Here is a 14823-nt window from a genome sequence, read left to right as displayed (position 1 = left end):
CATGACAACCAGCATAGGCTGATCCCCTGCGCCCGAAATGCCGCCATTGGATTTAGCCGCACCCACCGAATGGGTAAGCTATGCCGTGCGGGCTGAATGCGTCAGCCGCTTACTCTTTCATGTTGCATGCGGATCGTTTCGATGATTTCGCCGGCAACCGAGCGGTCGCCTGCGTCGATCTCCATGCTTACCGCCTTGAGTGTCTTGGCAGCGTCATTCAGCAGTCCCTGCATATCATGTTCTTTCAGGATTCCCCTGGCTTCGAGTTCCAATAGGAGAGACTCGAGGACGTAGAGAGCCGCAAGAGCTATGGCCCGGGACTGCGCATGCAGTAGTTTCGCTTCCATTTGTGGCCTCCACCGCCAATGCGGTGCTTCCGCCCGTTCGCCCGATGCCGATGCGCTCGTCGTGAGTGCATCCAGAATGTTGCCTGAAACTTTGCTGAAAAACGTGATCGGGGCCTACCCACCGGCCGCAGCCTAGACCCGCCACAGATGCCTCCTCTGCCTCTATGCTCCCATGAGTCCGGCAAAACCTCAAATCCGCCATTAATGAAGGATCCGCAGCATAAAGTGACCGGACTACGCACTTCGAACGGTCGCTTTCAGCCGGAACGGGTGCGATTTTGCCCTCCGTGTGAAGGTTGCCATCAGCCGTAAGCACCCGGATCCGCAAACTTGGAAGTAGTCCCTTCATCCGCATGGGGAAGGCGCTTCGCTCTTTCTCCAAGTCTACTGGGTCGGCGTGTCCTCCTAAACTGGTCCAGGTTTCGCGTTTCAAGCAGACCCGTGGACAGAGGTGGGAGTACATGTTGTCTGGCATATACGCACACACGCTCAACGCCTTTCTCCTGTCCCTCGTACTGGTCGCCGGCATCAGGCGTTTTGCGCCGGCCTTCAATCTGGTCGACATTCCAGACGCGCGGAAAATGCATGAGGGAACGGTGCCACTTTGCGGCGGCGTGGCGGTGTTCGCGGCGTTCATGGCCAGCAGCATCGGACTGGAACGCTATCTACAGTTCCCGTGGCCGTGGCAAATGGGCCTCGGCATGTTGGTTCTGCTGGGAGTTATAGATGACCGCTGGCGGCTGCCGCCTGCGCCACGGCTGGCAATACAGGCCCTTGCTGCCGCTCTCCTGATCTCCGCTCTGCCCGCCCCGCTGAATCTGGGGCAGTTCGGCGGTCTGATGCCCTTCGCGCTTTCCGCCACCGCAAGCGCCGCGCTTTGCATCTTCTTCCTGGTTGGGACGATCAACGCCACCAATATGATGGACGGCGTCGACGGCCTGGCGGGCGTCAGCGTCGCTGGCGCGTTGTTCTGGCTCGCGCTTGTTGCCGTACATATCGGGGACGCGCGGATTGCCATGCATTCGCTGATCCTCCTGGCGGCTGTGCTTGGCTTTCTGGTTTTCAACCTGCGCCACCCCTGGCAGCCGAAGGCAAGCGTGTTTCTCGGCGATGGCGGAAGCCTGATGCTCGGTGCAGCACTGGCCTTCTTCATTATCGGCCTGTCCAGCGGCTTGAACTCTCCGGCTTTCCCGATTCTCCTCTGGATCGTCATCGTTCCCATCATGGACACTTTGAGCCTGATCGCGCGGCGTGTGGCAAACCGGCGAAACCCGCTTTCGCCAGATCGCTGGCACCTCCACCATCTCCTGATCGATTCAGGCGTTTCACCGGCCAGAACGACCGCATTGATCGCGGCGGCAAGCGCGCTGTGCGGCGCCATCGGCTATCTCGGTGTCGTCCTCCATATGTCCGACATTGCGATGGCGGCGGGCCTTCTCGTCCCCATGCTGACGCACTCGGCAACGGTTCTCGTGCTGAGCAGCCGTCCTCGCCGGGTGCGCTGGATGGCCGATGCCGCCGCTGCTGTTCAACCGGTCCCGCCCCGGTCGAACTGGCCATGAAAAGGCGGGACGGATTTCCGCTCCGGTCGGCGGGCGATATTGTTCATCCTAGGACGTAGCGAAGATGGGTGTTTCAGTCCTCATCATGACATGGAACGAAGAGGCCAACCTTCCCGCCTGCCTGGAATCGCTGGCGTGGAGCGACGATATCGTCGTGCTCGATTCCTTCAGCACCGACCGCACGGTGGAAATCGCCAAGGCGGCCGGCGTGCGCGTGATCAAGCGCAAATACGACACCGAGGACCGGCAGCGCATGTTCGGGCTGACCAAGATCAAGTTCAAGCACCCCTGGGTCTACACGCCGGATGCCGATGAGGTCACACCCCCGGAACTGCGGGATGAAATGCTCGCCATTGCGGCAGACCCGGAATGTCCGGAGGCGATGTTCAAGGCCCGCTACAAGAACATGTTTCTGGGTAAATGGATTCGCCACAGCAGCCTCTACCCGACCTGGATCACGCGCATGGTCCGCCCCGACCGTGTGCGGTTCGAGCGGCAGGTACACTCCGTCTGCGTCGCGGACGGCCCAACGGGGCAGTTGAAGAACCACTTCATTCACTACAGCTTCAACAAGGGCATCGCGGCCTGGTACGAGAAGCACAATCGGTACTCCAGCGTTGAGGCGGATTTGGCAGCAAACCGGGCGAAGCAAAAGGTTGACTGGGCGGATCTCTTCAGTCCCCGAGCTGACGCCCGGCGGCGCGGCCTGAAAAGCCTGTCCTACAAGCTGCCTTTCAGGCCAACCTTGCGCTTCCTCTACATGTATGTCCTTCGCGGCGGCTTCCTTGATGGCTGGCCGGGATATGTCTACTGCCGGCTCATTTCCGGTTACGAGTTCATGATCATCGTGAAGACTGCCGAGCTGCAAAGACGCGACCGCGGGCTTCAGGTATGAGCGTGTATCGCCCGTCTCGCCGCGTTTTCAGGCAGTAGGAGACCCGCGATGCTGTCACGCTACGCAAAACCGGCTTCACGGGTCGCCTCAGCGCCTGTGCCGCGATTGGGCGGCCCGACGTTCGCCTGGAAGGACCGCGCGCTGCGCCTTCTGTGGACCGTGACATGGGCCGCTCTGGCAGCGTGGACGCCCGCGCCTTTCCACCCGTTCCGGCGCAGACTTCTGGTCCTGTTCGGGGCCGATATCCATCCGACCGCGATCGTGCGAGGCAGCGCACGCATCTGGTGGCCGGGCAATCTTCGCATGGGAGCCCATGCATCCCTCGGTCCCGGCGCGATCTGCTATAATGTGGCTCCTGTGACGATCGAGGACTTCGCTATCGTTTCTCAGCGGGCGCATCTTTGCTCGGCGGGGCACGACATCGATGATCCGGAGTTTCCATTGACCGTGCGGCCGATCCGGATCAGCCGGGACGCCTGGGTCGCTGCAGAAGCCTTTGTCGGGCCGGGTGTAACGGTCGGTCGTGGCGCCGTTCTGGGCGCCCGCGGTGTTACCTTCCGCGATCTCGACGTGTGGACGGTTTACGCCGGGAATCCCGCCCGCGCGTTACGCCGCCGCGCCTACAGCTCATCCGGTTGACGGACGAGCCGTCTGTATAGCGCGACCATCTCGAAACCGATCCTGTTCCAATCGAATTTTTCCGCCACGAGCCGGCGGGCCCTCTGGCTCATCAGGAGCCGATGGTCAATTCTCATCGAGAAAAAGTGCAGCAAGCTCTCAGCGATCGTTTCCTGATCAGTTCCGGTCTCCATTGCGGCACCGGCTGAAAAACTCTCCGGCAGATTGCATTGCGGCGACAGGAGCGCCGGCAAACCGAAGGCGAATGCTTCAAGGGCCGCCATGGGCAGACCTTCGCTCAGGGATGGCAGGATAAAGGCCTCCGCCGCCGCATATACACGCCCGCGCTCGTCACCGTAAGCCGGGCCGACGAGATGAATGCGCTCGCTGCAAACAGCCGCCTCGAGGGCAGCGTCGAGCTGCTTTTGATAAGCTGCCTCGACAGGTCCGACGATCACCAGATGCCAGTTTCGATCTGCCGCACCCGCCGTATCAAAGGCCTGGATCAGTTCGAGAACCCGCTTTTTCGGGGTTACACGGCCGAGGAAAAGAAGAACCCTGCTGCCGGGCGGCATGGACGTGCGCCATGGAGGCTTACCGACCGGAACGGACGGCAGGTCCACCCCATTGGGCAATATGGTCACGGGTGTGCTGATCCCGGCTGCGACGATGGCCTCTTCCTCCGCAGCGCTTAGGGCATGGAGGCAGGCCGCGCCTCGGAGATGGGCATCTTCATAAAGCAGGCGCGCGAACCGCTTCTTGGACGCGCTGTTTTCGAGCGCCCAGGGGTCGAGCATTCCGTGTGGGCTTACGACGTAGGTTTTTCCCGTCGCGCGCGCCCATCTCCGCGCTGCGACGGAGAGATACATCCAGAGGCCGTGAACATGCAGAATATCCAGGTCGCGCGAAAGCAGGACAGGCACGAGCTCCGGCGCGTATCCAAACGCGGCGGGGCCTCTTATCGGAACACGATGGACGGGAAGATCGTCGAAATCCCCGCCGTCGGAACGACTGTCCTCAAGGCTGAATATCTCGACGGATACACCCGGAATGCGGCGTATCGCCAGCGAGAGTGAGCGTACAGCCTCGCTGACGCCACCGCCTGCCGTGGACACGGTACCCACGAGCATTCCGACCCGAAGTGAGGTTGCCTCGCCGCTCTTGAGCGAACGGATGGTGGAATCTGAGCTCATCATCCGACCGCTGCGGCGGTACCGGCTGTAGCGGTTGAGAGCCGGTCAAGAGCAGCCATGAGCCGCCGACCGTAGGCTGCCATATCATGGTCGGTTGCGCCAACTCGAGCTTCGCTGGCCATCTGCTCCAGCCGATCCCGGTCACGCGCCAATTGCTCCAGCCGCCCGCAGATGGCATCCACGTCGCCTGCCGGACAGATGAAGCCATCAACGTCATCACGCACGACGCTTCCCGCATTCGGCGTGGTGATGACGGGCAGCCCGGCCGAAAGCGCTTCATAGGTGACGGTCGCCGATCCTTCGCAGATGGAGGGCAGCAAGAAGACATCCGCCCATTCGTAGTGGTGCATCATTTCCGAGCGCGGAGTCGGTCCGACCAACTCCAGCGACTGATGCAGCTTTTGCCTAACTGCGTCCGGCAGTGTGGCCGGCCCGACCATCCGGAATTGGGCATTTTTTCCGAAACGACGCGCCGCCTGTAGCACATAAGGAGAGCCCTTGCGCAATCCCACCGCCCCGACCGTCAGAACGCGCAACGGCCCGGAACGGCGCCTCGAGCGGGAAGGCTGCTGGAAGCGGGCGTCGATCCCATAGGGCACCACGAAGCAACGCTCCACGGGACCGCCGACTTCCGTGACGCCCTGCCGTACGAACTCGGAGGGGCAGATCACCATGTCCGCAGCCTCCCATTCAGCCTTTTCCCGCACGGCGAACGCCCCGGCAAACGGGTCCGCCTCATCGGCCGCCTGCCACTCGGGATGGCGCACCACTTCCGCCCCGATCAGGCGGTCGACGACCGCGCGTGGCGCAATGATCTGCTCTACTGCCGTCCACAGCCCCTGCCGACGGGCGGCCTGCAACTGCTCCAGGCATTCACCGCTGATGCCATAGAAGCCTTCGGCTTTTCCAAACCCGCGCCGCACCACGTGTTTGGAAAAAGACCGTCCTGCCGCCAAGGCCACCTTCGTATCCTGCGCCTGTGTCGGCTTGATTGTTCTGCGCAGATTCGCGGACAGCCCGACGGCGGGGAAACACATGATCTTTTCTTCCGACACACCGTTCGGGATGCGGCCGGTGAGCCGCCGGAGAGACGCAGGCAGCAGACGATCCGGCACGGCAGCGATGACACGCGGCCATCCCTTAGCTGCGCAAATGTCCGTATAAAGCTGCTCGAGCCTGCCGGCCTCGTGGAGTATGCGCGGGACGGCATAATGCATCCTGGCACCAAGCTGGCTGACGACGACCGTGTCCATCAAAGCGCCGCTTTGCCCGGCAGTGGCGAGAGAGAGGCGAGAGCCACCTTTGGGAGCAAATGCGAAACCGCCGCCTGCCAACGATCGACGCCGTGGCGCAGCATATATTCACTTTCCAGAAGCTGCCTTGCGTTCTCGCCCATTCGGCTGCGGCGCACGGACGAGCCCCGAAGACGCATGATGATTGCTGCCATGGCGGTGCTGTCGCCCGGTGCGACGGCTTCGCCGCAGTGCGCGCGGCGCGAAACCGAAGCAACCTCGCCTTGCTGGTCACCGACGAATATCGTCGGCCGGCCGGCCGCCAGGACGCCATAAAATTTGCTCGGGACGATACAGTATTCCAGAGCAGGCAGAAGGGAGACGATGTGGACGTCCGCCACGCTCAGGCTCTGTGCCAGGCGCTCAGCCGGCTGGTATTGCTTGAAAAGGACATTCGTCAGACCGCGCCGCTGCACTTCCAGTTCGGTAAAAGCGCGCTGCTGCCCGTCTCCAATCAAGAGAAAACGTATGTCATCATAACCGCGCAGCTTTTCCGCTGTGTCGAGCAGCGTTGCAAACTCATGCGCCCTGCCGAAATTACCCGAATAGCCGACGATGAATTTCTCCTTGAGTTTCCACTCTTCGCGCAGTGGGTTGTCTTCGGGATGAATCGGCCGAATTTCTTTCTCGTCCGACCAGTGATGCACGGTTGCGAGCTTACGCGGAATCGTCCCGCGCTGTTCCAGATAATTTGCCATCGAGTGTATCGGACAGATCGTAAGGTCCGACCTTTTCAGCGCGGCATCCCGCAACGAGGTGGCGAACCGGTCAAGTCCGCCGCCCCTCGACAGAACTCCAAGCTCGACCGCCGTCTCGGGAAAAAGATCCATGATCCAGTTGACGAGCCTCGCGCCGCGGATTGCCAGCGGCGCTGCCGCGCTTACGCCCAGCAGCGGCGGATCGGTGCACACCACGCACAGGTCGCGCGCCCGCGCATGCAGGAGAAACCAAGCCATCGCCGAGAGATGAAACGTGGCATAGTCGCCCGCCCGGTTCATCATCCCGCGGCGACCGAAACCTGAGGTCCACAGACGGTGAACTGAAACGCCGTTGATCGCCTCGCGAGCAGGCAGCACGATATCGGACGTGTCGTGAAAATGCCGACATGCCAGGGCCGTCACGGAGAACCCACGTTCGGCCAATGCGAAGGCAAGGCTCGATACCATACGGCTGGTGGCAGATTGATCGGGATGGAAATATCGGTTTGCAAGCACGATCTTCATCGGCACATGCCCCGGTTCCCGGCCCCCCCGGAACTGCATGGGAACGGCCAATTGGTTCAAAGAAGTCTTGCAGTGCCCGCCGGTCTGCTCAAGGGGGGCAAAGGTGGTAGCGGGGAGAAGCTACACACCGCCTATTCTCCCTTCGAACGAGCGGTACTCGGCCATTTGCACGTTACATCCGCCGGATGACGCCTTCGGTGGAAGCGCTCAACCTATGGGTGACTGTCCGCTTTGAGAACTTCTCGGCCGAGAAACCTCACGCGACAATGACACCGAATAATATTTGTTTTCCGGGCGCATAGAGGCGGCGGATAAAGTGTTCCGAGGTGTTGTCTTGAAGGAAAAAACAGCTCTTATAATCGGCGTTACGGGCCAGGATGGCGCATATTTAAGCGATGTCCTTGTTTCCAAGGGCTACGTCGTTCACGGCCTGAAAAGGCGTTCTTCCTCGTTCAATACCGGGCGGATCGATCATCTCTATCGTGATCCGCATGAGGAAGAGGTTCGATTTCACCTGCACTATGGCGATCTCACGGACGCGACCAATCTGTGCCGCGTCATCCAGCAGGTCAGGCCCGACGAAATCTATAATCTCGGGGCGCAGAGCCACGTTCAGGTGAGTTTCGACACGCCGGAATATACCGCCAATGCCGATGCGCTCGGCACGCTGCGTTTGCTGGAGGCTATGCGTATTCTGGAGTTGGGGGAGCGAACCCGGTTCTATCAGGCCTCCACCTCCGAATTGTTTGGCGGTGTCGGCATGACCGCGCAGAACGAAAGCACGCCCTTCGTCCCGCGCAGCCCTTATGCCACGGCCAAGCTCTACGCCTATTGGATCACCGTGAATTACCGCGAGGCATACGGCTTCCATGCCTCCAACGGCATTCTCTTCAATCACGAGAGTCCTGTTCGCGGCGAAACCTTCGTCACGCGCAAGATCACACGCGGAGTCGCGGCCATCGAGCGCGGGCTTCAATCGAAGCTGATGCTCGGTAATCTCGATGCTCGGAGAGACTGGGGCCATGCGCGGGATTATGTCGAAGGCATGTGGCGCATCCTGCAACAGGACGAGCCCGACGATTATGTGCTTGCTACGGGCGAGACCCATACGGTTCGCGAGTTCGTGGAGCGGGCTTTTGCTGTGGTCGACCGGACGATCGAGTGGACGGGAGAAGGTGTCGATGAGAAGGGGCTCGATACGCGCTCCGGCGAACCTCTGATCGAGATCGATCCTCGCTATTTCCGGCCGAACGAGGTCGACTTTCTCCTTGGCGATGCATCTAAAGCCAAGCAGCGGCTGGGCTGGTCTCACAGCATTCCATTCGACGCGCTTGTGGCGGAGATGGTGGAAGCCGATCTGAGCACAATCATGCGAGAGGCGGGCCGCAATGACTTCTATGGCACTTAACGAGACATTCTCACTTGCAGGCAAGCGCGTCTGGGTCACCGGGCACAGGGGAATGGTCGGCTCGGCCATCGTCCGGCGGCTCGCATCGGAGCAATGCGAAATACTGACAGCCACACACGGTGAACTGGACCTTACAAACCAGGCCGCGACCGTGGCCTGGATGGAGCGCCATCGGCCGCAGGTCATTTTCAACGCCGCTGCCCGCGTCGGCGGGATTGCCGCCAATGCACGCAATCCGGCTATGTTCCTCTACGATAACCTTATGATCGCGCTGAACGTGACGAAAACAGCGCACGAGATCGGAGTGGAGAAGCTGCTCTGGCTCGGATCCAGTTGTATCTACCCCAGGGAAGCGGTTCAACCGATCCCGGAAGAAGCCCTCTTAACCGGCCCATTGGAGTCGACAAACGAGGCGTATGCCCTCGCCAAGATCGCCGGCTCGAAGTTGGCGGAAGCCTACTCACGCCAGTTCGGCGATCGCTTCATCACGGCCATGCCGACCAACCTTTATGGCCCGAACGACAATTTCGATCCCGAGACTGCCCACGTCCTGCCGGCTCTACTGCGCAAGATACACGAGGCCAAAGCGGCCAGGCGGAAGACGGTTACGCTCTGGGGCACCGGCCGGCCACTGCGCGAGTTCCTGCATGTGGACGATCTGGCGGATGCCTGTGCCTTCGTCATGAAGCACTACCGCAGTCCCGAGCCGATCAATATCGGCACCGGAAGGGAAATCTCGATTGCCGGGCTGGCCCGTCTCATCGCAAGCATTGTCGGGTATGATGGTGATTTCGTTTTCGATTCCTCCAAGCCCGATGGAACACCGCGCAAGCTGCTCGATACATCCCGACTGGGCGCGCTCGGCTGGCGCGCGAAAATCACTCTGGAGGACGGTGTTCGCGACCTTTACCGTTGGCGAATGGCAGCGGAGACCGCCTCTTCGGCCGTGTCCTGAAGCGATCCCGTCGTCTCGGCTTCGCCTGACGGCATCGGATTGGTCAGTTCGACGCGCAGCACATCACCCGGCAGGATCGAATCCCGCTCGCTGGCATCAAGTTCCTGATAGTCACCTTCCGCCCGGCGGAGGAGCTCATAGGAAACGATCGGTTTCTCCGGACCGTTCGTAATCAATGCCGTTTCGGCCACGGTGTCGAGGACTGAGCGCTGACTGCTGCGCATGCGCGCGAGATTAAGGTCTATTTCCTGGATTTCAGCGGCTGCCTCGTTCCGACGCGTCTCGACAAGCGCCTGCCGGCGTTGGCGGAAAGCGAGCTGGTTCTGCCGGGCACGTGCCAGATAGGAGTGCAGTTCAAGGGCATCCCGCCGCGCGGACGAGAGGCGGCGCTCCACCTCGCGGAGATTGGATTTGGCTGTCAGGCCGCGCTCGGCGAGATCCCGATTCGAGGCGACGTCCTGGCCGAGAAGTTCAATCTCGTTGCTGTGCAGTTCGATGCTCTCGGTCAGTTGCTCGATCTCGTCCTGGTAGCTCTGTTCCTGTGCAGCCAGAGCTTCGTCTTCCGATGCCAGGGTCGCCTGACGGATCTCGAAGAGTGTCTTTTCACCCTCGATCAGGCGCTGCCTTGCCTCCCGCACCGCGGGTTCGCTGTCGGTGGGTGGAGTGTAGGTATAATCCCTGCCTTCGAACTCAGCCTGAAGGCGGGCGCGGCGCGCCTCGAGCGCAAATATCTGAAGCGCCAGGTCAGCGTATTCCTGCCTTGCCGAAATCAGTTGCAACTGCGCATTGTCGGTGGCCGACGATCCACGCCTTACGCCGCCGCCCAAAGCAACCAACTCGATGGCGATCATGCCCGGACGGTATTGATATTCGCCGGGATTCTCGACGTCGCCGATAAGGAAAATCGGCGCATACTCCGCAACGGACGTCGTCACTGTCGCGCCGGGAACATATTCCGACAATGCGCTATCGATTTTCCGGCCTACTTCGATGGGATTAAGCCCCTTTACGGAGACGTTGCCCAGGAGCGGGTAGGCAATCGTCCCGTCCGGGGCAACCGGGTAATCGCCCGAAAGCGCCGCCTCCCCGTAGACGACGATAGACAGGACGTCGCCGGAACTGACGCGATAGGCTTCGTCAGATTGGGCCGCGGCGGGACTGACAACCAACATTCCGCCGAGCGCAGCCACCATGGTGAGAGAAGCGGCATTCCTGAAGAGCCGTGAACGGACGAGCAGTTTCATGTTTATCCCCTTCGGATGCTTATGAACGCGGATAAACCGCCGCGGATGTGGTTTGCGAAGTGCGCGCACCGTGGGAAGGCTGTTCCGTAAAATCCGCATAGTGGTTTGTATCGACCTGATTGAGAACGATACCGTCCGGCGTCCGACCGGCATTTGAGAGGCTCTGCACCGACGCAATCACCTGTTGCAGCTGCCTCGTGCGGAAATGCACGACATGGAGAACGCGATCGGCGCCGGAGGCGATACCGACGGCATCGGCTGCCTGCTGGAGCGCGGGGGTATCGATCACGACGAGGTCATAGTGACGCTTGAGCTCCGCAACGAGTGCGTGGAATGTTCCGCGGGCAAAGAGCGTCTCCGGCGGAGTATTTCCGGCGCGTGCGGGCAGAATCCGCAGATCGGACGCCGGATCTTTCTGCAGCAGCTTATGCAACGATTGATGCCGCCCGATATACTCGTCGATATAGCTGGTCGCTTCGAGCCCTGAAGCTTTCTCGACCATCGGATCGCGAAGGTTTGCGTCGACCACCACTGTCTTCATTCCGACCGCGGCTGCCGACCGCCCAATGCCCAATGCGAGTGTCGTTTTCCCATCACCAGGAAAAGCGGACGTAACCGCGAGCGTTACGGGAGAACTTCCTGACGAGGGCAAACGTAGAGCCGACCTCAGCGTATAGACAGTGCGTCCGAACGTCGTAGAAGCATCGCGCGCACCATCGGCTATCCTCCTGTGCTCTTTCCTGGAGAGGTGTTGCAGGAGGCTGATAACAGGTACACCGGTGCCCGACTGAAGTAGCTCCGGCAATCGCGGCCTGCGGTCGGTCGCCTCACGGAGGGCTGCGCCCGCAACGCCCAACCCGCCGCCGAGTCCCAAGCCGAAGAGCATCCAGGTGGAAAGCCGGGGTCCGGCACGGACCGTCGGAGGCTGAGCATAAGAGATGATCTGTGCCTCGGGGGCGACAAAACCATCCTGTTCGATCATCTGCTTATAGCGTACCAGATAACTCTCGTAGATCGTCCTGTTAGCGCTCGCTTCACGCGCGAGCTGCGCCAGGGTAATGTCGGCCGTATTGGCCTTGGCCAGTTCCTCCTTGGCCTGCGCAAGCTCGGCCTGAAGCGCCTCCTCCTTGCGGTGAGCAATGGAGATTTCGCTGGAAAGGCTCTCAACCACCCGCTGAATTTCTTCGGCGATCTGCTGCTTTACAGAAGAGAGTTCCGCGTCCAATGCGCTTAGCTGGAGGTTCTTCACCGCACCACTATCGCGCAACTCGCCAATTCTGCGTTCCAGGCGAGCCTGATCCGCGCGCAGAGCCTGAACCGCCGCCGACCCGAGGATTTCAGCAGAAGCCGGCAGCTCCGATCGTTCCGCAAGGGAACGTACGATTTCAAGACGCGCTTGGGCTTCGGAGATTGCAGCGCGCGCGGAGACCATCTCAGCGCTCAAAGCCGAGACACGCTGCGCCTGCAAGCTTCCCTCCTCGGTTTCAACGAGGCCGGCTTCGCGGCGAAAGGCCTCCACGGCCTCTTCAGACGAAGCGAGCTCCGCGCGAAGGCCCTCAAGCGTCTCACCAAGCCAGTCGCTGGCGCGGCGCATGGCCGAACGCTTCACGTCGATCTGGTGATCGAGGTAGCTCTCCGCATAGGCGTTCGCGACTTTCGCGGCATAGTCGGGATCCGACGCGCGGAACGTCACGTATATCGTGAAGGATCGGCCGTCGTTGCTGACCCGCAGATCCGAGAGCAAGCGATCGGCTTTCCCCCTTTCATCGCCGCGTATAAGTTCTTGAATGCCCGGCTCGGCTACGGCCTGAAACGGGCCGACAAACGCCGACATGAGAGTGGCGACCAGTCCCGGCGTGGGAACCTCTTCCTGGATTTCCACGCCTTCGTTTTCCAGTCGAGCAATGACTTTTTCGGCCATTGAGCGCGACTGGATCATGTCGAGTTCGGTCCGCAGGACGGGGCTGTCCTGGGACAGAGGCGAAACGACCATTTCCGTCGGCACGGCTTCCACACGCCTAACGTCCGGCGCCAGGACGGCTTCGGAAACATAGCTCTGCGGCGCGTTTGCATAGCCAATCAGCCCGATGGCAAAGCCGGCTGCAGTCGACAGGAGGAGGATGTACCGGCGCCTCCTGAGCACCGCGAGCAACCCGGGCAGAACGGCGCCCGTTTCGCTTGAACGAATGTCCGAGACGATCATCATGACCCCCCTAGAGCGAAAGAATGGAACTTCTATTCGTGCACCGGGGTGTCGCTCGGAAACATCTGATTGATCTTGTAAGCGACCTCGGTTCGGTTTGTCGCTTTGAGCTTCTTCATGATATTGCGAATATGCACCTTGACGGTGCTTTCACGAAGATTGAGCTCATATGCGATGATCTTGTTCGCCTTGCCGCGGCGAAGCGCACGCACGACTTCTTCTTGCCGCTGGGTGAACATGCCCGCCATTGGCCGCGTGGCTTCCGATGCCGAACCGATGTAGCGTCGCATGGCCATCACGCTGCTTGCGGGAACGAATGTTCCGCCAGCCATTGCGAGATTGATGGCTTCGACGCAGACATCTATCCCCACCGAGGTGGGTATATAGCCGCGAATGCCGTATTCCAGAGCGATAAGGATCTGGTTCAATTCATCGTTTTCTGCCAGAACCACCACCGGGATTTGCGTAAACTCCGAGGTCAAATCGGTAAGCTCAGAGGTCAGTCCGGCATCGCTTATCTTGCGCCCGCCGATGTTCAAGACCACGGCGCCAAGCGGTGGGTAAAGGTCTTGCTGCGAACGCCAATCCTCGATGGATTGGCAAGGCAGAACCTCCATGTCCATTCCATGCGCGCGCAGACTGTGTGCGAAACATTCGCGGTCCAGCGCTCGCGCATCCAGGAGAAGGAGAGTTTTCTCCGCAGCGGCGTGTTCGTAACCGACACGGACTCCACTTGTGCGAGATCCGGTTGTGAGTGCATTCGGTTGGAACACAACCGTTTCACTTTCACCATTCGATTTTGTAGTTGAGTGCATCTCAACGTCCCCCTGTTACTCGGAAAACCAAACCCAAACGCGGGAATTCCTATAGGCACAGCAAAACAGATGGCGTTGTGACCGCGATCACCGTTGGCCTAAACCTCCCACCAACGGGAACTGGCTCATACGCACTTTTAACTATAAGCAATTGGTGCGGATTGGCGCTAACCTCGATTAGCAAACTTTAATAAGAAGTGTTTTTATGCTTCTAGTAATGTATTTTATTCTGACTGTAGTAATCTAAATTTCCGCGGTGAATTCACCATATGCAACCTCAAATGCGAATTTATACATTCATTCGCGCATTGGTAGAGGATTATAGATTCTACCTTGTGTAACTTCGTTCGAATTGCGCGAAATCAATCAGGCCAACCGGGTCTAGGAACTCCACCTTTCCTTTCCGAAACGAAAGAAAGCCAAATTCGCGCAGTTCTCGCAGCATACGGTTCACGTGAATGGCTGTAAGTCCGAGTGCATCGGCAAGATCATACTGAGTGAGAGGACAATCATAGCCGTCCTTGTCGGTCATGCCCGCCCGTTCAGTCCGCACCCGGAGTTCCTGCAGCAGATGCCCCGTTCGCACCAGCGCGCTGCGCCGGCCGATGTTGGCTAGATGCTCGGTTAAGATTGCATTCTGCCGCGAAACGGCGGTGAAGAAGAGCTCCGCCAGCTCATCATTTTTCGCTATCGCGCTCATCGCAGCTTTCACTCGGGCCTCGTAAACGGTCAGTTCCGTAATCGCGGTGAAGGAACTTTGGGCATCAGTGTTGCCGCTGCGAAAGCCGACTACGTCGCCGGCAAGCGTGAAATCGATTATTTGCCGCTCGCCGTCCGGCAGGTCCTTGTGAGTGCAACCCCAGCCGGACTGAACAATAAAGAGCCGGCTCTCCTCCTGGCCCTGCTCGGTTATCATTTTGTGAGCCGGATACTTCCGAAGAACGAATCCGATGTCCTTCAGGGAGTCCTTCGCACTGTCGTCTAGACTAAAATTACGAAAGAGGGGATTATCCAGAATAGCGGGTTTCGATCCACTGTAACACGCCATGCACTTCACCCAAGCCAGAC

13 protein-coding genes are annotated in these 14823 nt (G+C 60.0%); 5 read left to right on the top strand and 8 right to left on the bottom strand.

Features of this window, described 5'->3' with window-relative positions; translation table 11 throughout:
• Positions 1-101: 101 nt before the first annotated feature.
• Entirely contained in the window at positions 102-347 is a 246-nt protein-coding gene (locus tag LY631_RS11095; RefSeq protein WP_274425392.1) for a hypothetical protein, read from the bottom strand.
• 461 nt (positions 348-808) lie between these two features.
• On the opposite strand from LY631_RS11095, the gene LY631_RS11090 reads away from it, so the two are divergent.
• The 3 genes from LY631_RS11090 (at position 809) to LY631_RS11080 (ending at position 3443) form a co-directional block, all read left to right on the top strand.
• Positions 809-1909 (top strand): glycosyltransferase family 4 protein, encoded by a 1101-nt coding sequence (locus LY631_RS11090; protein WP_274425391.1) that lies wholly within the window; start codon positions 809-811, stop codon positions 1907-1909.
• 64 nt (positions 1910-1973) lie between these two features.
• Positions 1974-2804, top strand: a complete 831-nt coding sequence (locus LY631_RS11085; protein ID WP_274425389.1) for a glycosyltransferase family 2 protein — start codon at positions 1974-1976, stop codon at positions 2802-2804.
• 48 nt (positions 2805-2852) lie between these two features.
• The gene (locus LY631_RS11080; RefSeq protein ID WP_274425387.1) at positions 2853-3443 is read left to right on the top strand and encodes a putative colanic acid biosynthesis acetyltransferase; all 591 of its coding nucleotides are present in this window, start codon (positions 2853-2855) and stop codon (positions 3441-3443) included.
• Here LY631_RS11080 and LY631_RS11075 read toward each other — a convergent pair.
• The 3 genes from LY631_RS11075 to LY631_RS11065 are packed head-to-tail and all read right to left on the bottom strand — an operon-like array spanning position 3425 to position 7130.
• Positions 3425-4618: a glycosyltransferase gene (locus LY631_RS11075; protein ID WP_274425385.1), complete on the bottom strand. Its 1194-nt coding sequence runs from the start codon at positions 4616-4618 to the stop codon at positions 3425-3427. The genes LY631_RS11080 and LY631_RS11075 overlap by 19 nt on opposite strands.
• Positions 4615-5868, bottom strand: a complete 1254-nt coding sequence (locus LY631_RS11070; protein ID WP_274425383.1) for a glycosyltransferase family 4 protein — start codon at positions 5866-5868, stop codon at positions 4615-4617. The genes LY631_RS11075 and LY631_RS11070 overlap by 4 nt, the downstream gene beginning before the upstream one ends.
• Entirely contained in the window at positions 5868-7130 is a 1263-nt protein-coding gene (locus tag LY631_RS11065; RefSeq protein WP_274425382.1) for a glycosyltransferase family 4 protein, read from the bottom strand. The genes LY631_RS11070 and LY631_RS11065 overlap by 1 nt, the downstream gene beginning before the upstream one ends.
• A gap of 334 nt (positions 7131-7464) precedes the next feature.
• On the opposite strand from LY631_RS11065, the gene gmd reads away from it, so the two are divergent.
• A complete protein-coding gene (gene gmd / locus LY631_RS11060) occupies positions 7465-8538 on the top strand; it encodes a GDP-mannose 4,6-dehydratase (RefSeq protein ID WP_274425380.1) in 1074 nt (357 codons plus the stop codon).
• Positions 8519-9493 carry a GDP-L-fucose synthase family protein gene (locus LY631_RS11055; RefSeq protein ID WP_274425379.1) on the top strand — a complete coding sequence of 325 codons (975 nt, stop codon included), beginning with the start codon at positions 8519-8521 and terminating at the stop codon, positions 9491-9493. The genes gmd and LY631_RS11055 overlap by 20 nt, the downstream gene beginning before the upstream one ends.
• Here the strand turns inward: LY631_RS11055 and LY631_RS11050 are convergent.
• From LY631_RS11050 to LY631_RS11035, 4 genes are all read right to left on the bottom strand, one after another.
• A complete protein-coding gene (locus LY631_RS11050; RefSeq protein WP_274425378.1) occupies positions 9445-10737 on the bottom strand; it encodes a polysaccharide biosynthesis/export family protein in 1293 nt (430 codons plus the stop codon). The genes LY631_RS11055 and LY631_RS11050 overlap by 49 nt on opposite strands.
• A 19-nt stretch (positions 10738-10756) precedes the next feature.
• Positions 10757-12943 carry a GumC family protein gene (locus LY631_RS11045; protein WP_274425377.1) on the bottom strand — a complete coding sequence of 729 codons (2187 nt, stop codon included), beginning with the start codon at positions 12941-12943 and terminating at the stop codon, positions 10757-10759.
• A gap of 29 nt (positions 12944-12972) precedes the next feature.
• A complete protein-coding gene (locus LY631_RS11040) occupies positions 12973-13755 on the bottom strand; it encodes a response regulator transcription factor (RefSeq protein ID WP_445082871.1) in 783 nt (260 codons plus the stop codon).
• Between the two features lie 328 nt (positions 13756-14083).
• Complete coding sequence (locus LY631_RS11035) at positions 14084-14803, bottom strand: Crp/Fnr family transcriptional regulator (RefSeq protein WP_274425494.1); 720 nt, start codon at positions 14801-14803, stop codon at positions 14084-14086.
• Positions 14804-14823 lie beyond the last annotated feature (20 nt).

The organism is Chelativorans sp. YIM 93263, from assembly GCF_028767125.1.
Classification (GTDB): Bacteria; Pseudomonadota; Alphaproteobacteria; order Rhizobiales; family Rhizobiaceae; genus Chelativorans.
Note: the sequence above shows the minus strand (reverse complement) of the source record. Positions and strands in the feature narration are given on the sequence as shown.